General features: G+C 62.5%; 17 protein-coding genes and 3 pseudogenes. 10 read left to right on the top strand and 10 right to left on the bottom strand.

Annotation, left to right across the window (positions count from 1 at the left end; genetic code table 11):
- Window positions 1–94 precede the first annotated feature (94 nt).
- Together ATY76_RS18005 and ATY76_RS18000 are read left to right on the top strand one after the other, a co-directional pair.
- Entirely contained in the window at window positions 95–490 is a 396-nt protein-coding gene (locus ATY76_RS18005; RefSeq protein WP_088676121.1) for a cupin domain-containing protein, read from the top strand.
- Window positions 491–502: 12 nt separating this feature from the next.
- A complete protein-coding gene (locus ATY76_RS18000; protein ID WP_088676120.1) occupies window positions 503–1,492 on the top strand; it encodes an aldo/keto reductase in 990 nt (329 codons plus the stop codon).
- A 45-nt stretch (window positions 1,493–1,537) separates the two neighbouring features.
- Here the strand turns inward: ATY76_RS18000 and maiA are convergent, their stop codons facing one another.
- From maiA to ATY76_RS17975, 5 genes are all read right to left on the bottom strand, one after another.
- Window positions 1,538–2,173 carry a maleylacetoacetate isomerase gene (maiA, locus tag ATY76_RS17995; protein ID WP_088676119.1) on the bottom strand — a complete coding sequence of 212 codons (636 nt, stop codon included), beginning with the start codon at window positions 2,171–2,173 and terminating at the stop codon, window positions 1,538–1,540.
- A 227-nt stretch (window positions 2,174–2,400) separates the two neighbouring features.
- A complete protein-coding gene (locus ATY76_RS17990; protein WP_088676118.1) occupies window positions 2,401–2,817 on the bottom strand; it encodes an organic hydroperoxide resistance protein in 417 nt (138 codons plus the stop codon).
- A gap of 188 nt (window positions 2,818–3,005) precedes the next feature.
- Window positions 3,006–4,328 (bottom strand): HAMP domain-containing sensor histidine kinase, encoded by a 1,323-nt coding sequence (locus tag ATY76_RS17985; RefSeq protein ID WP_088676117.1) that lies wholly within the window; start codon window positions 4,326–4,328, stop codon window positions 3,006–3,008.
- Window positions 4,325–5,065 (bottom strand): response regulator, encoded by a 741-nt coding sequence (locus ATY76_RS17980; protein ID WP_088676116.1) that lies wholly within the window; start codon window positions 5,063–5,065, stop codon window positions 4,325–4,327. Before ATY76_RS17980 ends, ATY76_RS17985 begins: the two co-directional genes overlap by 4 nt.
- Window positions 5,066–5,179: 114 nt before the next feature.
- On the bottom strand, window positions 5,180–6,232 hold the full coding sequence (locus ATY76_RS17975) for an alpha/beta hydrolase (protein ID WP_088676115.1): 1,053 nt from the start codon (window positions 6,230–6,232) through the stop codon (window positions 5,180–5,182).
- A gap of 344 nt (window positions 6,233–6,576) precedes the next feature.
- Between ATY76_RS17975 and ATY76_RS17970 the strand changes: the two genes are divergently transcribed.
- A complete protein-coding gene (locus ATY76_RS17970) occupies window positions 6,577–8,352 on the top strand; it encodes a cytochrome c biogenesis protein DipZ (protein ID WP_088676114.1) in 1,776 nt (591 codons plus the stop codon).
- A 48-nt stretch (window positions 8,353–8,400) separates the two neighbouring features.
- The gene (locus tag ATY76_RS17965; protein WP_088676113.1) at window positions 8,401–9,159 is read left to right on the top strand and encodes an alpha/beta hydrolase; all 759 of its coding nucleotides are present in this window, start codon (window positions 8,401–8,403) and stop codon (window positions 9,157–9,159) included.
- A 126-nt stretch (window positions 9,160–9,285) separates the two neighbouring features.
- Here ATY76_RS17965 and ATY76_RS17960 read toward each other — a convergent pair whose 3' ends face one another.
- On the bottom strand, window positions 9,286–11,442 hold the full coding sequence (locus tag ATY76_RS17960) for an OmpA family protein (protein ID WP_088676112.1): 2,157 nt from the start codon (window positions 11,440–11,442) through the stop codon (window positions 9,286–9,288).
- Between the two features lie 333 nt (window positions 11,443–11,775).
- Between ATY76_RS17960 and ATY76_RS17955 the strand changes: the two genes are divergently transcribed.
- The 4 genes from ATY76_RS17955 (at window position 11,776) to ATY76_RS17940 (ending at window position 14,713) form a co-directional block, all read left to right on the top strand.
- Window positions 11,776–12,549 (top strand): transporter substrate-binding domain-containing protein, encoded by a 774-nt coding sequence (locus ATY76_RS17955; RefSeq protein ID WP_088676111.1) that lies wholly within the window; start codon window positions 11,776–11,778, stop codon window positions 12,547–12,549.
- A gap of 113 nt (window positions 12,550–12,662) precedes the next feature.
- Window positions 12,663–13,469: an ABC transporter permease gene (locus ATY76_RS17950; RefSeq protein WP_088676110.1), complete on the top strand. Its 807-nt coding sequence runs from the start codon at window positions 12,663–12,665 to the stop codon at window positions 13,467–13,469.
- Window positions 13,466–14,296: an ABC transporter permease gene (locus ATY76_RS17945; RefSeq protein ID WP_088676109.1), complete on the top strand. Its 831-nt coding sequence runs from the start codon at window positions 13,466–13,468 to the stop codon at window positions 14,294–14,296. The genes ATY76_RS17950 and ATY76_RS17945 overlap by 4 nt, the downstream gene beginning before the upstream one ends.
- A gap of 159 nt (window positions 14,297–14,455) precedes the next feature.
- Window positions 14,456–14,713: an aspartate-semialdehyde dehydrogenase gene (locus ATY76_RS17940; RefSeq protein ID WP_088676108.1), complete on the top strand. Its 258-nt coding sequence runs from the start codon at window positions 14,456–14,458 to the stop codon at window positions 14,711–14,713.
- On the opposite strand, the pseudogene ATY76_RS17935 reads toward ATY76_RS17940, so the two are convergent.
- Together ATY76_RS17935 and ATY76_RS17930 are read right to left on the bottom strand one after the other, a co-directional pair.
- A pseudogene (locus ATY76_RS17935) lies at window positions 14,647–15,249 on the bottom strand (LLM class flavin-dependent oxidoreductase); the annotation flags it as partial. The gene ATY76_RS17940 and the pseudogene ATY76_RS17935 overlap by 67 nt on opposite strands.
- A 369-nt stretch (window positions 15,250–15,618) precedes the next feature.
- Complete coding sequence (locus tag ATY76_RS17930; RefSeq protein WP_088676107.1) at window positions 15,619–15,990, bottom strand: hypothetical protein; 372 nt, start codon at window positions 15,988–15,990, stop codon at window positions 15,619–15,621.
- 163 nt (window positions 15,991–16,153) lie between these two features.
- Here ATY76_RS17930 and ATY76_RS17925 point away from each other — a divergent pair, with 163 nt between their 5' ends.
- Both ATY76_RS17925 and ATY76_RS17920 read left to right on the top strand, forming a co-directional pair.
- A complete protein-coding gene (locus ATY76_RS17925) occupies window positions 16,154–17,023 on the top strand; it encodes an NAD(P)-dependent oxidoreductase (protein ID WP_088676106.1) in 870 nt (289 codons plus the stop codon).
- Window positions 17,020–17,703 carry a DNA alkylation repair protein gene (locus tag ATY76_RS17920; RefSeq protein WP_088676105.1) on the top strand — a complete coding sequence of 228 codons (684 nt, stop codon included), beginning with the start codon at window positions 17,020–17,022 and terminating at the stop codon, window positions 17,701–17,703. The genes ATY76_RS17925 and ATY76_RS17920 overlap by 4 nt, the downstream gene beginning before the upstream one ends.
- 95 nt (window positions 17,704–17,798) lie before the next feature.
- Here ATY76_RS17920 and ATY76_RS17915 read toward each other — a convergent pair.
- A pseudogene (locus ATY76_RS17915) lies at window positions 17,799–18,215 on the bottom strand (LysR substrate-binding domain-containing protein); the annotation flags it as partial.
- A 375-nt stretch (window positions 18,216–18,590) separates the two neighbouring features.
- Window positions 18,591–18,713, bottom strand: a pseudogene (locus tag ATY76_RS33285) (porin); the annotation flags it as partial.

Here is an 18,713-nt window from a genome sequence, read left to right as displayed (position 1 = left end):
CATACACCATCTAATCGAACTACAGCGACGCACTAACTATCCTGAACCAAGGCGCACGATGTCGTCGGCAACCTTAGACACAGGAAGCATGATCATGGAAATCAAACGAAACGGCTCGCAGCCCTCGGCCAAAGGGCCGGCGGATTGGTTCACCGGCACGGTGCGCATCGATCCACTGTTTTCCGTCACCGATCCGGCTCGCGCCGCCGGCGCCAGCGTCACCTTCGAGCCCGCAGCCCGCACCGCCTGGCACACCCATCCGCTCGGCCAGACGCTGATCGTCATCTCGGGCTGCGGCCGCGTCCAGCGCGAAGGCGGCCCCGTCGAGGAAATTCGCCCGGGAGACGTCGTCTCGTTCGCGCCTGGCGAGCGGCATTGGCACGGTGCAGCGCCGACGACAGCAATGACCCACATCGCCATCCAGGAACAACTCGACGGCAAGGTCGTCGACTGGATGGAGCATGTCACCGACCCGGAATATCAAGGCTGAAAGGAAACGGCGATGCAGAAGCGTCAACTCGGAAAGAGCGGACTTCAGGTCTCGGCCATCGGTCTCGGCTGCATGGGGCTGAGCTACGGTTACGGCCCGGCGACCGAACAGCGGGAAGCGATTGCGCTGATCCGCCAGGCTTTTGAACGCGGCGTCACCTTCTTCGACACCGCCGAGGCCTACGGACCCTATAAGAACGAAGAGCTTCTGGGAGAGGCCCTGGCGCCCTTCCGCAGCGACGTGGTGATCGCCACAAAATTCGGCTTCAACTTCGATGCCAATGGCGGCCAGAGCGGTATGAACAGCCGGCCGGAACAGATCCGCGTGGTTGCCGATCAGGCGCTGAAGCGGCTGAAAACCGACGTCATCGACCTGTTCTACCAGCACCGTGTCGACCCTGACGTTCCGGTCGAGGATGTCGCCGGCACCGTCAAGGCGCTAATATCAGAAGGCAAGGTCCGGCATTTCGGCCTCTCCGAAGCAGGCGCCCAGACCATCCGCCGTGCGCATGCGGTCCAGCCGGTCGCCGCACTGCAAAGCGAATATTCGCTCTGGTGGCGCGAGCCCGAGCAGGAGATCCTGCCGGTGCTCGAAGAACTCGGCATCGGCTTCGTCCCGTTCAGCCCGCTCGGCAAGGGCTTCCTCACCGGCGCGATCAGCGACACGACCACCTTCGACAGCAAGGACTTCCGCAACATCGTGCCGCGGTTTTCCCAGGAAGCACGAAAAGCCAACCAGGCGCTCGTCGATCTTCTGGCGCAGATCGCCGCACGCAAGAAAGCCACCTCCGCCCAGGTCGCGCTCGCGTGGCTGCTGGCGCAAAAGCCTTGGATCGTGTCAATCCCCGGCACCACCAAGCTGCATCGCCTAGAGGAAAATATCGCAGCCGCCGAAGTCGAACTGACCGCCGATGACCTTGCCAGCATCGAAAGCGCGCTGGCCACCATCAAGGTCGAAGGCGATCGTTACCCTCCGCATCTGCAGGCAAGGGTCAATCGGTGACAGGAAAGCGGCCGCACATTTGCGGCCGCTTTCTCATCAAGAACATCATTTCCTCGGCGCCGGCGCATTCTCCTGAAAAGCCGGTATAGCCTCCAGCCTACCGACAATCTCCGCAATATCAGGCCATCGGTCGAGATCGAAGCCCATGCGCCTTGCGCTGATCGCCTGCGGAAAGAGGAAGATATCGGCAATGCCAGGCCAGTCGCCGACGGCGAAGGCGCCTTGCCTGCGGCCGGCAATCATCGTCTCGACCGCGGCCATTCCCTCGCCGACCCAATGGCGGCTCCAGGCGGCAACGGCGTCGGCATCGGCTTGGAAGGCAGCCTTCAGATGCAGGCCGATCCGCGGTGGCAGCAGCGCGTGGATCTCGGCTGCGATCGCCAGCGCGATCGAACGGGCCTGCGCCCTGCCTTCAGCCGTATCGGGCAGCAGCGGCGGCTCCGGCTGCAGCTCGTCGAGATATTCGACGATCGCCAGCGACTGGGTGATGAGCTGGCCGCTGTCCGTCAGCAAGGCCGGCACCAGCCCCTGCGGGTTGACGCTGCGATAACCGGACTGCCGGCTCTCGGCTTCTTCACCGAGGATGCTGATCGGCAGCGCTTCCGCCGTCAGCCCCTTGAGCGCCAGCGCGATCCGGACCCTTGAGGTCGCAGAGGAAATTTCGTTCTGGTAGAGTTTCACTGTCATTCTCCCGGCTGAATTCAGAAAAGCGGTTGCTCATGCGAAGTAACCGCGGAAGCTGCCGTTACAAGTCCCGCAAGCGGCGATGGTTCGTGCGAGCTGATGTCGTAAATACAGGGGGCGGCGAAGACCGCAGCTGCCAGAACAGATATAATCAGCAATCTCATTGAGGCCTCCATCGGCGAAGCCCGACCGGGCCTCGCCCTGTTTCCTTTTCGCCGCCGCGGTCAAGCAATGCTCAGCTCGACATGGATATTTCCGCGCGTTGCCTTCGAATAGGGGCAGGTCCGGTGCGCCTCGTCGACAAGCGCCTTGGCGACATCCGGCTCGATGCCGGGCAGGCTGACCTTGAGACGGGCCTGCAGAAAATAATCGCCGTCCGTCGTTCCGAGATCGACTTCGGCATTCACCGCGGCCTCCGTCGGAAGCCTGATCTTCAGCTTGCCGGCGGCAATACCCATCGCGCCGATGAAGCAGGCGGACCAGCCGGCGGCGAAAAGCTGCTCGGGATTGGTGCCGGGCCGCGCGCTGCCGGGAGGCGAGAGCTTGATGTCGAGCTGGCCGTCGTCGCTTTGCGAAGAGCCGTCGCGCCCGCCGGTGGTGCGGGTCTTGCCGGTATAGAGAACCTTTTCGATCTTGGTCATGGAACACTCCGTATTTGGGCCGCTGAGGCGAGGAGAGCGCTGCTGCGGCCGGGTTGACGAAGTGAGTTTTGACCGGCCGATATATCCTGCATGTTTCCGAAATCGGCGGAAATGTCACAAAACGTAGCATCCCGCATCCGGGACATATTTGCGTAAAAACCGCCGGAAAATCTCCGGCGGCCCCGAGATCACCGAAGAGTGACTTCCGCCGCCAGCCCGCCGCCGGGCCGATTATAGAGCCTGAGCGAACCGCCGAGCTTCGCCGTCAACTGCTGGGCGATCGCAAGGCCAAGGCCCGTGCCGCCGGTCTCGCGGTTGCGGGATTGCTCCAGCCGGAAGAACGGCTGCATGGCGGCTTCCAGCATGTCATCGGGAATTCCCGGCCCGCGATCCATGACCGATATGACGACCGCCTTTTCCGCGTTGTGCTCGACGCTGACCTCGGCCGAGCCTGCAAACTTCAGGGCATTGTCGATGAAGTTCGACAGGATGCGGCGCAGGGCATGCGGCCTGGTGAAGGCGGCGCCCTCAACCAGCCCAACGACCGTGACGGATTTCCCGGTGTCCTGATAGTCGTAGGCTATGCTGTCGATGAACGAGGAGAGATCGATCCGGGCGTTCTTTTCTCCGCTGCCGTGGGCGCTGCGCGCATAGGCAATACCGTCCTGCACGAGGCGCTGGATCTCAGCGAGATCACTCACCAGCTTGTCCTTCTCGGGCGAATCCTCCGCCATGTCGGCGCGCAGCCGCATGCGGGTGATCGGCGTCTGCAGGTCGTGCGAGATTGCCGCCAGTATCTGGACGCGCTCTTCGAGATAATGGGCGATCCTCTCCCGCATCGCATTGAACGCCCTCGCCGCATACGCGACTTCGCTCGGTCCCGTCTCACTCAAACCAGGACCGTTCCTATCGGGATCGAGCGCGTCCGCGGCGGCCGCAAGCTCCCCGAGCGGCCGGATCGCCAGACGCACAGCAAACCAGGCGCAGAGGATGAGCAGCGCCATCTGGACGGCGAAGACATAGGGTAGCCATTCCGCGATCGGCATGATGCCTCTCGGCGTCACATCGATGGTGAGCGGGCTGCCGTCGCTCAGCGTCATATGCGCTTGCAGCCGGCTCACCTCGCCCGGAATCCGTTCGATGCGGATCGGGAAGCGGTGCCTGACGGCCGCCTCTATCTTTCCCGCGATCTCCCTGCCCTTGCTGGAGGTGTCCGGCACGCCGGCGAGGCCGGGCCCAAGCTCGAAACGGTAGTTGCCGCGGCTCAGCCAATCCACGAGGTCGCCGCGCTCTTCCGGCGGCAGCCGGTCGAGAACGGCAACCGACGTTGCGACGTCGTTCTCCAGTGTGCCGAGCATCACCGCCTTGGCCGACATGTAGCGCTCCATGTAGAGAACGCTGAAGGAGAGCCCATAAGCCAGCGCCAGGCCGATCAGCAGGATGAGAAAGATCCTCGATCGCAGTGTTCTCGGCCACACCAGGCCCGGAAGCTTGGCGATCGCCGCCTTCATTGGCGCGGCTCCGAAATTTCGACGGGAACCGAGAAGACATAACCTTCGCTGCGCACCGTCTTGATGTAAGTCGGCTCGCGCGCATCGTCTCCCAGGCGCTGCCGCAGACGGCTGACCAATAGATCGATCGACCGATCGAAGAGCTCGGCGTCGCGCCCCTGCGTCAGGCTCAGAAGCTGGTCGCGGTTGAGCACCCGCTGCGGATGGTCGATGAAGACGCGCAGCAGGCGGTATTCGGCGCCGCTCAGCGCAATCGCCGTCCCTTCCTTGTCGAGAAGGTGGCGAGCGACCGTATCGAGCCGCCAGTCACCGAAGGTCAGCAATTGTCCCGCCTCGCTGATCTGCAGGTTGGGCGGCAGCATGCGCGTGCGCCGCAGCACCGCCTTGATGCGGGCAAGCAGTTCGCGCGCGGCGAAGGGCTTGGCAAGATAGTCGTCGGCGCCCATCTCCAGCCCGAGGATCCTGTCCATTTCGTCGGTGCGGGCCGTCAGCATCAGGATCGGGATCGCCTTGTGCCGGCCGGCGCGCAGTTCGCGGCACAGCACCAGCCCGTCGTCGCCGGGCATCATCACGTCGAGCACGATCAGGTCGACGGCATTGGCGTCCAGAAAACTGCGCATCTGGCGCCCGTCCGCCGCAACGCTGGTCCTCAGGCCATTCTTCTGCAGGTAGCCCGACACCAGCTCGCGGATTTCACGATCGTCGTCGACGATCAGGATGTGATCGACATGATCCATATTTGCTTATCCCTCAACGCTATGGCCGCGCCCACCGCCTCGTTCACGATACCGAAGCGCCAGACGCGACCTACGCATATTCCATTGGTCCGGGCAACGAGGCTTTGCCATCGATCAGAAGCGATCGACGTCGATGACCGCCTGGGCGAAGGCCTGCGGCGCCTCCTGCGGCAGGTTGTGGCCGATGCCGCCGCCGATCGTGCGATGCTCGTATCTGCCGGAGAACTTTCCGGCATAGGCGGAGGGCTCCGGATGCGGCGCGCCGTTGGCATCGCCCTCCATGGTGATCGTCGGCACCGAAATCATCGGCAAGGCGGCAAGCTTCTTCTCATAGGCGTCGTACTTGGCTTCGCCTTCGGCCAGCCCCAGGCGCCAGCGATAATTGTGAATGACGATGTCGACATGATCGGGATTATCGAAGGCGGCGGCGGATCTGTCGAAGGTCGCATCGTCGAAATTCCACTTCGGCGAAGCCGTCTGCCAGATAAGCTTTGCGAAATCATGGGTGTTGCTCGCATAGCCCAGTCGGCCGCGCTCGGTGGCGAAGTAGAACTGGTACCACCAGGCAAGTTCGGCCTTCGGCGGAAGAGGCTTCTCGTTGGCCGCTTGGCTGCCGATCAGGTAGCCGCTGACCGATACCATGGCCTTGCAGCGCTCCGGCCAGAGTGCAGCCATGATGTTGGCGGTGCGCCCGCCCCAGTCGTAGCCGGCGATCACCGCCTTCTCGATCTTTAGCGCATCGAGCAGGGCGATCATATCGGCGGCAAGCGCCGAGGGCTGGCCGTTGCGCGCGGTCTTGTCATGCAGGAAGCGTGTCGTGCCGTAGCCGCGCAGATAAGGGATGATCACCCGGTAGCCGGCCGAGGCAAGCAGCGGGGCGACATCGACGAAACTATAGATGTCATAGGGCCAGCCGTGCAGCAGCAGCACCACGGGACCGTCCGCCTTTCCCGCCTCGGCATAGCCGATATCGAGTACATCGGTCTTGATCTGCTTCAGCGCTTCGAAGGACGTATGGGTTCCCCTCTTTACATCAGGCAAGGCCGCGGGCGAAGCCGGCGCGGTCTGGGCAGCGGCCGCGCCGGCCACGCCGAATTCGACCGCCGCAAGGGCGATGGCTGTCATGCCGAAAAAGCGGCGGCGTTCATGGTTGATTTGCTCTGACATCGGTCTCTCCTGTCGAATGGATCACGGCGCTCAGAAGACGTTCGGCTTGTATCGCCCGTATGTCATAAGCCGCGGTTTTTGAATGTAAATGTAAGCTCAGCCCACCGAGATACATTCTGATACAAATGCACTCCCTCAGGTCGAGCATTGCTGTGCGCCGCCGCCAGAGCGGACAAGCCCATTTGTATTCTTTTGTATCGCAGGCGCTCCGGCGCAGTAGTTCGGTACATTTTCCCGCCAAACCAGACACATCGGAGATACCTCCGCCCGGCTACATCGCGCCGTTGCTGGTTCAGGCCCATCGCCGTCCAGAGCCCGATCAATCGGTTTCAAAGGAAACGATGATGACACTTCTGATCATTGCCTATCTCGGAGGCGTGCTGACCATCCTCAGCCCCTGCATCCTCCCCATCCTCCCCTTCGTCTTCGCCCGCGCCGGCCAGCCCTTCGTCAAAAGCACGCTGCCGATGCTGGCAGGCATGGCCGCCACTTTCGCGCTCGTTGCCACCCTTGCCGCGGTCGGCGGCAGCTGGGCCATCCGCGCCAATGAATATGGCCGTCTTGCCGCGATTGTTCTGCTCGCCCTCTTCGGCGTGAGCCTGCTTTCGCCGCGCTTTGCCAGCACTCTCGCCCGTCCGATCGTCGATTTGGGAAACAACCTCGTAAACGCCAGCGGCGGCGGACGCACGGCGCCGACGGTCCGGAGCGCCCTTATTCTTGGCGTCGCCACCGGCTTGCTCTGGGCGCCTTGCGCCGGCCCGATCCTCGGCCTCGTGCTGACGGGCGCTGCCTTGCAGGGCGCCAACCTCGAGACCAGCTTCCTGCTTGCTGCCTACGCAGCCGGTGCGGCGACCTCCCTTGCCGTCGCCTTGTCGGTCGGCGGAAAGATATTTGCCGCCATGAAGCGCTCGCTCGGTCTCGGTGATCGCATTCGCCAGGTGCTCGGCGCTGCCGTGCTCGCAGGTGTCGCCATCATCGCACTCGGCCTCGACACCAGCCTGCTGTCCCGCCTCTCCTACGCCAGCACAGCGTCTCTGGAACAGGCAGTGCTCGACCGGCTGCATGCAAAGGAGCTCGCCGCTGCACCCTCCGAGGTCGCGAGCAACGACGCGACGATCGTAGCGGCCGACGCGAAGAAGCCTTTCCGCAGCGATCTCCCCGTCGAGGGTTCTGCGCCTTCGCTCGACGGCGCGGTCGAATGGCTGAACTCCAAGCCGCTGACCACTGAAGAGCTGCGCGGCAAGGTCGTCCTCGTCGACTTCTGGACCTATTCCTGCATCAACTGCATTCGCACGATCCCCTACACCAAGGCCTGGGCGGAAAAATATGCCGATCAAGGTCTCGTGGTGATCGGCGTCCACGCTCCGGAATTCGCCTTCGAAAAGAAGATCGACAACGTCAAAAGCGCGATCAGCGACTTCAAGATCGGCTATCCTGTTGCGGTCGACAATGACTACAAGATCTGGCGCGCCTTCGAGAACAGCTACTGGCCTGCCGCCTACCTGATCGATGCCAAGGGCCAGATCCGCTACCACCACTTCGGCGAAGGCAATTACGGCACGACCGAGAAGGCCATTCAGGACCTGCTCCGCGAAGCGGGCAGCGAAATGAAGGCAAGCGCGCCCGTCACGCCTGATGCCAAGGGCGCGGAAGCCGGGCCCGATCTCGGCAACATCCGCTCCGGCGAGACCTATCTCGGCTATGAGCAGGCGACGAACTTCAGCTCACCCGAGAGGCTGCAGGCGAATGCTCCGCAGACCTACTCAATCAGCAAGCCGGGCCTCAATGGCTGGGGCCTGTCGGGAACCTGGACCGTTGGCAAGGATCAGGCAACGCTCGATCAGGCGGGCGGCGGCATCACTTATCGCTTCAGCGCGCGTGACCTGCATCTCGTTCTCGGGCCCGGCGATGAAGCTAAACCGGTCCGCTTCCAGGTAAAGATCGACGGCAAGGCTCCGGGTGCAGACCACGGCTCCGACATCGATGCCGATGGCAACGGCACGGTCACGGCGACGCGCCTTTACCAGCTCGTGCGCCAGTCCGGCACCGTCACTGCCCGCAACTTCGAGATCCGCTTCCTCGATCCCGGCGTCCAGGCCTACGCCTTCACCTTCGGCTGAGCCCGTTCTCCATCCAGACCTTCAACATCGACCATAAGAAGTGACCCCATGAACAAGCATCTGACTTTCATCGCAGCTCTCGCCTTTGCCACCGCCGGAATCGCGTTCGCAGCCGAGGCTGCCGCGGTCAAGAACATCGTGATCGTCCACGGCGCACTGGCAGATGGCTCGGGCTGGCGCAAGGCAACCGAGATCCTCGAAAAGCGCGGCTTCAACGTCACCATCGTCCAGGAACCCCTCACCTCGCTCGAAGACGACGTGGCGGCGACGAAACGGGTTCTGGACCTCCAGGAAGGACCGACGCTGCTCGTCGGCCACAGCTATGGCGGCATGGTGATCACTCAGGCCGGCAACGATCCCCATGTCGCGGGCCTCGTCTATGTCGCCGCCTTTCAGCCCGATAAGGGCGAAAGCCTGCTGAGCCTCGCCAGCTCGAAGCCGGCCAGCGGCATGGACATCAAGGAAACCAAGGACGGCAAATATCTCTATCTCGACCCCGCCGCCTTCGCGGCGGCTTTCGCCGCCGACCTCCCCAAAGCCGAGACCGACTTCCTGGCAAAATCGCAGGTCTTCGCCTCGAAACAGGCATTCGCGGACAAGATCGCGGAGCCGGCATGGCGCACGAAACCAAGCTGGTCGATCGTCGCCACCGAGGATCGCTCCATCAACCCCGAGCTCGAACGCGACATGGCGAAACGCGCCGGCAGCGAAGTGACCGAGATCAAGTCCAGCCACGCCGTCTTCGCATCCCAACCGGAAAAAGTCGCCGACGTCATCGAAAAGGCGGCCAGAAAAGCCGGTGAGTAGAACCGGCAGGATGGGGCGGCAGATCTCGAAGCCCGCATGCCGTCCCCATCCAAGCTTCGTCCGCATGGAGGGCGAGACAACCAGTCCAATCACCCCTCTCCACGAATGGAGAGGGGCAACCTCATTTTACTGCTTCGCCGCGACCGGGCGGACCAGCGGCGTGACGCGGCGGATGGTGACGCGGCGGTTTTCCTGTTCCGGGCCTGAAGTAGTGACCTTCAGGTAGCGCTCGCCATAACCCTGCGTCGCCAGGTTTTCCGGCGCGATGCCGTAGACGTCGGAGAGTACGTTGGCGACCGATTCCGCCCGCTGGTCGGAGAGGATCAGGTTGCTCTGGTCGGAGCCGACCGCATCCGTATGGCCTTCGATCAGGAAGGTCTCGCTCGGATCCTTCTCCAGCACCTGGTTGATCGCGTCGGCTACCTTGCGCAGCGTGCGCGCCTGGGTCATCGGGATGTCGGCGCTGCCGGTGGCGAAGGTGATCGTATCGAGATCGATGCGGCGCACCTTGTCGCGAATACGAGCGGAATACTTCACCTCGTCAAGCGAATAGACACGCTCCACCTGCTCGACGGGCGGCTCGCTCAGGAACTCGTAATAATCCCTGTCCGGCTCGCTGCTTGTGTCGATGATATAGTCGTTGAGCGGCACGCGAAGCCGCATCGGCGGCAGATCGGCGCCCGGATCCTCGAAGTAGTCGCGATCCGGATCCTCGTAGAGATCGGGCGAGTAGTAGAGCACATATTCACGCCCGCGGGCATCGACGCGAGACCGCTGGATGATGTCGCCATAGCGGTTGCGGATCGTGACGATGCGATAGCCCTCCGGCCGCGTGATGGTCTCGCGGTAGCGATCGCGGGACAGCTCCTCGTAGATCGGCCGCTCGCCGTCGCGCAGGAACCGTCTGTCGTCGTCGCTGCGCACGATCACCTGATTGTTGTACTGGATGATCACGCGGTTGTCGTCGGTGCGGTCGTCGATCCGTGCACCTTCGGGACGGGCAAATTGCGGCCGCGTATCGAGCCTCGTGCCCCTCTCGCTGGTTACAGCCTCGAGCTTGACGGTCGGCGCTGCAGCAGCGGCAGCGGCCTGCGCATCGGCATCCGAGGTCGGCAGCTTCACCTCCTGGCTTTCGGCGCGCAGCTTGTCGCGGTCGCGGCGGCCCTCCCGCCCCTTGCTGCGGTCGGCATCCTTGTCGCTGTCGAGCACGGCCGCACCGTTCTCGACCGGCAGCACGACGGTTTCGCTGCTCTTGGCCGGATCTTCGGCGATCTTCTTGCGGCGTTCGAGTTCCTCGGGAGAAACTTTTTCCGGTGCCGGAATCGCCTGCTCCACCTGCTGTCCGCCGCTGGCATCCGGTGCCGGCTGGGCGGTGTCGGTGGCGGGTGCAGCCGGCTTTTCGCCAACAGGCTGCTCGGCACTAGGCTGCTCAGCGGCAGGCTTTGCAGCCGTGCCGTCGGCGGGCTTTTCGGCCGGCGCAGCTTCAGGGGCCGCCGCCTTGTCTTCGGTTGCCTTCTCCGCGGGTGCGGCAGCCTCGCCCTTCTTAGGCTTCTTCGCGGCAGGTGCTTCCGCCGTGGGTTTTACCTCCGGCTTGGCTTCCGGCTTGGTTTCAGGCGTAGCCTGTTGCTCGGCCGGCGTTACCGCCTCGGGAGCGGCAGTTTCGGTCTTCGCCTTGGCCTTATCTCGGCCCTTCTTGCCGCCTTCGGGTTTCGCCTCGGGCTGCGCCTGTTCCGTCTCCGGCTGGGCTTCCTTGGCGGCGGGCTGCTGCTCGGGCTCCGGCTGGGCCTCCGGCTCGGCCTGTTTCTTCGGCTTCCTCGGTTTTTCCTGCGTTACCGGCTGCTGCTCCTGCTGGGGCTCGGCTTCCGGCTTCGCCTCCGGCTGGGCTTCCTTCTTGGCTTTACGCTCGGGCTTGCTTTCGGCCTGCGGTGCCGGCTCTTCCTTCGGCGCGGCTTCGGCCTTCGGCGGCTCCGGCTCTGCCTTGGGTTCCGGCGCTTCCTTGCGCTCGGCCTTGGGCTTCTCGGCGGGCGCCTCCTTCGGCTGTTCCGCGGCCGGCGCCTGTTCAGCCGGAGCTTCCTCCTTCTGCTTGCGCTTCTTCTTCAAGAGTTCTTCCTCGGAAGGCGCATCCTGCGCCACTTCGAAGCTGCCCTGTTCGATCTGCCGCACCGCCGCGGGCTCAGTCGCGACGCTGCGCGCGGCAGCCATGGCGGTGGCCGGCTGGAAGGCCAGCGTGAGGGAAAGCAGCGGGAAAGCTGCGCTCGCGAATAGATTTGATTTCTTGCCCATCGGGTTTCCTCGATCCTGTTTGAGCTTCCTGAAGGCCGACAGGCCCTGGTTCCGCCCCTAGCGTCGCATTGAGGCGAAACGGCGAAATGGCTAAGCGCCAATCCGCCGATTTGTTCCGGTTCTAGGAAGCCGGGGATTAACCTCACGTGAATGTTGCGGTCTGCCGCCGTTCATCTCGCGCGCTGTCCGCATCGAAAATTGCCGGGGAATTTCTGTTGCATTTCCATGAAAAAAAGTCTGATTATCGCCGGCAAGGCGGTGCCCCGGCACCGTTGAACAGCAGCCGTCAGCCACGAGAAAAAAGCGCGACGGCTACCAACAGAGAGGATCCTCATGCAAATCTCCACTCGTATCATCGCGGCAGCATCGATCGCGGCGATGTCCCTCTTTGCCGGCTCGGCCATGGCCGACGGCGAGAAATATGTGATCGGCACCGATTCGACCTACCCGCCCTTCGAATTCGTTGATGCCAGCGGCACCATTCAGGGCTTCGACATCGATATCACCAAGGCGCTCTGCGCCGAGATGAAGGCCGAATGCAGCTTCGTCAGCACCGATTGGGACGGCATCATTCCGGCTCTCAACGCCAAGAAGTTCGACATGATCGTCTCGTCCATGTCGATCACCCCGGAGCGCCTCAAGCTCGTCGACTTCTCCAACAAGTACTACAACACCCCGCCGGCGATCGCCGTGCCGAAGGATTCGACGATCACGGATGTCGCCGGCCTCAAGGGCAAGGTGATCGGCGCGCAGACCTCCACGACGCATGCCAACTACGCCGAGAAGCACCTCGCCGACACCGAACTGAAGCTCTATCCGACGGCTGACGAATATAAGCTCGACGTTTCCAGCGGCCGTGTCGACGCCGTCATCGACGACGTCGTCGTGCTCTCCGAATGGGTCAAGTCCGACGCCGGTTCCTGCTGCAAGATCCTGTCGACCCTGCCGGTCGACAAGGAAATCAACGGCGAAGGCGCCGGCATCGCCATCCGCAAGGGCGATCCGCTGAAGGAAAAGCTCAACACGGCGATCGCTGCGATCCGCGCCAGCGGCGAGTACAAGAAGATCCAGGACAAGTACTTCGATTTCGACGTTTACGGCGACTGAGAAATTCGGTATCTGGCCGATCAAGCGAATGGCGGAAGGCTTGCTCTTCCGCCATTTTTGTTTGACAAAGGTGGCAAGATCAAAACGGCAAAAGCCGTGAGGGGAATTCCGGCATGGGCGGATTGTTTTCCGCGCTTGGCTCCTTCTGGAGCGCACTTGTGCACATTTTCGATCCGCTATGCGGACCCGTCGGCATCTTCACCTGGTTGGGTCAATCGACGGTCCTTGCCTGTGGCGACACCGGCTGGGGCGACGAGATCGCGCTTGGTCTCCAGGTCACCGTATCGGTGGCGATCGTCACCCTGCCGATCGGTCTCGTCATCGGCTTCCTCGTGGCGCTCGGCCAGCAGTCCGAAGAAAAGTCGCTGCGGCTGGCCACCGGCATCTACACGACGATCTTCCGCGGCCTGCCCGAGCTTCTGACGCTCTTCATCATCTATTACGGCATGCAGATGCTCATCCAGTCTCTTCTGGAGCTGGCCGGCTATGACGGGCCGCCGATCGAGATCAATGCATTCCTTGCCGGCGTGATCGCGCTGTCGGTCGTCTTTTCCGCCTATTGCTCGGAAGTGCTGCTGTCGGCCTTCCGCGCCATTCCCAAGGGCCAATATGAGGCCGGAGACGCCCTCGGCCTGCATCGCGGCCGCACGCTGCGGCTCGTCGTTCTCCCGCAGCTCATCCGCATTGCGCTTCCCGGCCTGACGAATCTCTGGATGGTGCTTTTAAAGGACACATCCTACGTCTCGATCATCAGCTTGGCGGATATCCTGCGCCAGACGAATGTCGCCGTGCGCGTGACCAAGGAACCCTTCTTCTTCTATGGCATCGCCTGCTGTCTCTATCTGGTGCTTGCCATCCTCTCCTCCTTCCTGCTCGCCTATGTAGACCGCTGGGCCAAGCGTTCGGAGGTCCGCCGATGAGTTACGCCGAAACATTGATCCCGCCCCAGCCCGCGCCCCGCCAAGCGGCAAAACCGATGACGGCGACGCGCTTCGCCGGCTACATCCTCGTTGCGATCTGGGCATTATTTGCAGCGCTGCTGATCTTCACCGTCATCAATGGCTGGGATCTGGAGAAGTTCACCCGCTACGGGCCGCGTTATCTGCACGGCCTCTGGGTGACGCTGAGCCTCGTTGGCATTTCGGTCGTCTGCGGCGCCGTGCTGTCGCTGCCGCTTGCCATGGCGCGCCTGTCGAAGAACAAGGCGCTGAACTGGCTCTCCTACGGCTATATTTATTTCTTCCGCGGCACGCCGCTGCTTGCCCAGCTCTTCCTGGTCTATTACGGCCTTGGCGTGTTCCGGCCGCAGTTGGAAGCCGTCGGCCTCTGGTGGTTCTTCCGCGACGCCTGGTATTGCGGCCTCCTCGCCATGACGATCAACACCGCGGCCTATCAGGCGGAGATCCTGCGCGGCGCGATCGAAAGCGTACCGCACGGCCAGCGCGAGGCAGCCGCAGCCCTCGGCATCCATAAGGCTATCGCCTTTCGCAAGATCATCCTGCCGCAGGCGTTCATCGTCGCACTGCGCCCCTACGGCAACGAGATCATCCTGCTGATCAAGGGCTCGGCGGTCGTCGCCATCATCACCGTGCTCGATTTGATGGGCGAGACCCGCTACGCCTTCTCCCGCACTTTCGACTACCAGACCTACCTCTGGGCGGCGATCTTCTACCTCACCATCGTCGAAGCGCTGCGCCATCTATGGGCGTGGATCGAGCGCCGGCTGACGCGGCATCTAAAACGCTGAAAGGGCTGGCAGCACTCAGCCAGCGATGCTGCTAAGCTACTGAAACTAAAAAAGAATATCTCCATCAGATCGTATCTGTTAAGCTTGCGTTAACTATTCGCATGTTTCCATTTCACGTAGCGCTAATAAAGCGCAAGTGGGAACGAGAAGCTGAATACGATGCACAAGGACATGGAAAAGCAACTGCAGGGCTATGGTCTGACGACCGCCCAGATCCTCTACCACCTGCCGGACCACCCGGCGATTCTGCAGACCTACGTCTGGCAGGATTACGACCTCGCCCCCGATTTTCCCGAGATGCGCGGCTTCCTGAAGTTCTGGCAGGAAAAGCTCGATGGGCCGCTTCATTCGGTCAGGTACTTGTCGACCCGGCCAACCGAGAAATCGATGCCGGCATCCGACGAGCCGCCGAAATAGAGCGGCGGGCGCGGGTTCTGCACCGAGGGAAAGCCGAGGCGCGCATTGGTCGCCTTGATATATTTGCCGTCGAAGCTCGCCGTTCCCTTGTCCAGCAGTTCCTCGAACACCGTGAAGAATTCCTCGGCATGGGCATAACGCTCGTCATGTTCGAGATGAATGCCGTCGCCGGCAAGCTCGGCCGGGCTGCCGCCGACGACGATGTTGAGCAGCAGGCGGCCGTTGGAAATGCGGTCGAGCGTCGTAGCCAGGCGTGCGTAATAGGCGGGCGATGCGGTGCCCGGACGGATCGCCACCAGGAACTGCAGCTTTTCGGTCTTGGCGGCAAGGGCGGCGGCCGTCACGAAGGATTCCTCGCACGCAACCCCGGTCGGCAGCAGCACGCCGGAATAGCCGAGCCGGTCGACGGCCTGGGCGATCTGGGTGAGATAGCCGATCTCGGGCGCCCGGTTGAGTTCCGAGGAGCCGAGATAAGTGCCGTCACCCGATGTCGGGATGAACCAGAGGAAATTGATGGGATCGGTGGTGGCGGTCATGGAAAACGTCCTTTGCTGCGAAGTTCGAAGATCAGCGCGCGCGATGAGCCGGCTCTCGGCGAGAGAAATGCGGCAGGAGATGCGCGCACACCGCCGCCGCGGTTGCGGCGTGGAGCATGTCGGATCCCTGTCTGCGCGTGAGCATCTAAAAATGTCCTGTCGGTCGATGGCGGCGGCGAGGCTCGTTTAGAGTCTGCCTCCAATCGCCGAAATACTGACATAGACTACAGATTATATCGATAATATCAATTTGCCATTCTTGTGCGCTTCGCGGAATAATTTTCCGCGTTTTATCTCATGAGGGACCTCCCCATCCCTGCCGGCTCAATTTTCCTTGGACTCACCACCACGGCACTCTCGACGCGCCTGCTACGGCTCCCGGCGCTCGGCCGCCAACTGCTGGCGAATGAAGTCGGGACCGCCCGCGAGCCGTTTCGCCAGCAGGCTCGCCGGATCGACCATGCGCCAATAGGGCGTCACCGTCGAAGCCGGTTCGCCCTTCTCCAGAGCGCTGAAGGAGAACTCCGCGATCGCCCGCAAATGCCGCTGCACCGTCACCGGGCAACAGGCGTCCGCTCCATATTTGGCCGCCAGTCGACGGCGGACAAGACTGGCTTCGGTAAAGACACCTTCGGGTGCTGATCGGATCTGCTCTGCGACCATCTGCTCGGATGGAATGAGCATCGATTGCATTCCGCTGCGGCCTTTGCGCCGCGGCTTGATCGTCGGAATTTCGCTCATGTCACCCTCGGGACCAACCATGCTCTCGACCCATCTAGGGCTCGGTCGAATACTGACCAGCCTCACACGCATCAATCGGAAGGAAGTCCGTGCTCCCTCCTTTTCTGCTTCCGCCGTTTCGGTTAATCCTCAGGTCCTCACACTCTGGATAAGGATAGGACATATGGCAAAAGTCGCGTTCATCGGTCTCGGCGTCATGGGCTTCCCCATGGCGGGGCATCTGAAGACGAAGGGCGGCCACGATGTCACCGTCTATAACCGCACGCCCGAGAAAGCCGCCGCCTGGGCCGAAAAATTCTCCGGCAAATCGGCCCCCACCCCGGCCGAGGCCGCCGCCGGCGCCGATTTCGTCTTCGTCTGCGTCGGCAACGACGACGATCTCCGCTCGGTGACATCGGGCGAAAATGGCGCCCTGCACGGCATGAAGCCCGGTTCGGTGCTGATCGACAACACCACCGCCAGCGCCGAGGTCGCCCGCGAACTTTACGCCGCCGCCAAGGAAAAAGGCGTCGATTTCATTGACGCTCCGGTTTCCGGCGGCCAGGCCGGCGCCGAAAACGGCGTCTTGACCGTCATGTGCGGCGGCGACGAAGCCGTCTTCGAACGCGCCCGGCCGGTGATCGACGCCTATGCCCGCATGGTCGGCCTCATGGGTCCGGCCGGTTCAGGCCAGCTGACCAAGATGGTCAACCAGATCTGCATCGCCGGCCTCGTCCAGGGACTTTCCGAAGCGCTGCATTTCGGCAAGCGCGCCGGCCTCGATATCGAAAAGGTCGTCGAGGTGATCTCCAAGGGCGCGGCCGGCTCCTGGCAGATGGAAAACCGCCACAAGACCATGAATGCGGGCAAATATGATTTCGGCTTCGCAGTCGACTGGATGCGCAAGGATCTAGGCATCGTGCTGACCGAGGCTCGCAGCAACGGCGCCAAGCTGCCGGTCACCGCCCTCGTCGACCAGTTCTACGGCGATGTTCAGGCGATGGGCGGCAGTCGCTGGGACACGTCTTCGCTGCTTGCCCGTCTGGAAAAATGATCGGCCCCTCCTCCAGCGCAGCCGAATTGATCGCGCATCTCGAAACGCTGCGCTCGGAGGAGAATGTCGCCGCCATGGCGCGCTTCGGTATCGTGACCGACCGCGCCCTCGGCATTTCCAATCCCGATCTTCGGGCCGTCGCCAGGCAGGCAAAGAAGGATCACCTCAGGGCGATGGAGCTCTGGCGCAGCGACATTCGCGAAGCCCGCCTGCTCGCTCTCTACACCGCCGAGCCGAAGCGGCTGACGAAGGACGAAGCCCGAAAGTGGGCCGATGATTTCAATTCCTGGGAGATCGTCGATTGCGCCGCCGATCTCTTCATCGAGGCCCGGCTGGACGAGCTCATCTGGCTATTCGCCGCCGACGAGCGCCAATTCGTGCGCCGCACCGCCTTCGCGATGATCGCCGGCGCCGCCGTCCACCGGAAGAAGGAGCCCGATGCGGCCATCCTCGGCTTTAAGCCGCTGATCGAGGCACATTCCGACGACGCCCGCAACTTCGTGCGCAAGGCCGTCAACTGGGCGTTGCGGAGCATCGGCAAGCGCAATCTCGCCTGCCACGCGCCGGCACTGGCGCTCGCAAAGGTTCTGGCGGAAAGCCCCGATAAAACCGCCCGCTGGATCGGCCAGGATGCCGTCAGGGAACTCGGCGGCGAAAAGCTGCTGGCGCGGTTGAGATAAAGCAAGTCACGCAAAAAGCACGGGGAGTGTATCCGAGAGATCGTGACGTGCTTGAGGGTGAACGCCGGCCAATACTGAGGCCCTCCACCTCTTCTTCAATGAGGCCTGGATTTTTCCACGAGGAAATCGATCAGCACACGCACGGCCGGCGGCATGCCCTTGGCCGTGGTGAAAACGATGTAGAACTCGCTCTCCTCCGACTGCCACTCGGGCAGCACCCGCACCAGCTTGCCGGCCTGAAGGTCGTTCTCGCAGGCGCTTTCGAGCAGAAGCCCGAATCCGAGGCCGGCGCGGGCCGCGTCGAGGATGGCGGTCATGCTGCGGCAGGTGAGTCGCGGCTGATGCCGAATCACCTGTTTGGCGCCATTCGGGCCAATCAGTTCCCAGGTATGGAACGACACCCATGACGTCATCGCCAGCGTCGGCAGATCGGCGAGCTCTTCCACGTCAGTTATGCCGCCGACGCGCTCGATCAGCGAGGGACTTGCGACGAGGATGCGCCGCGCCTTATCCCCGGGAAAGCTGTGATCACATTGTCGGCGTTGATTTTTATTGATTTTTTTGGCGATCTGTTGCGGCAAGGCCAACCGACAGCGATTGGCACGCAGCTTGGCAGCCTCGTTCGGCATCGTGATCTATCGCTTCGAAATTAAAAAGAGGCAGGTCTTGAGGGCAGGCGTTGTGCCGACGTGCGATACGCCACATGCCGGTTCGGCTCATCCGCAAAGGCTCTGTTGAAGCATGTTTTGAAGACTGTAGAACAAAGACGCTACAAGGACGGTCCGGCAGGGAAGACCGGACCCGCCCCCGTAGCTGATCGGAGGTCACTCGCATCAGAAACTGATTTGAAATGCTCCCGGCGAGAACCGGGAGCATCAGTAGGCAGATTAGAACGAACGCTGCAGGCGGAAGTAGCCCGAGGTGGAGTCGTCGCCATCATCCGGATCGAGGTACTGAACCGAAGCCTTGGCGTAGAAGTTGTCGACGATCTGATAGTCAACCGTCAGACC

The sequence above is a fragment of the Rhizobium sp. R339 genome, from assembly GCF_002211395.1.
In the GTDB taxonomy this organism is placed as follows: domain Bacteria; phylum Pseudomonadota; class Alphaproteobacteria; order Rhizobiales; family Rhizobiaceae; genus Rhizobium.
This window is presented reverse-complemented; position numbering and strand designations above follow the sequence as displayed.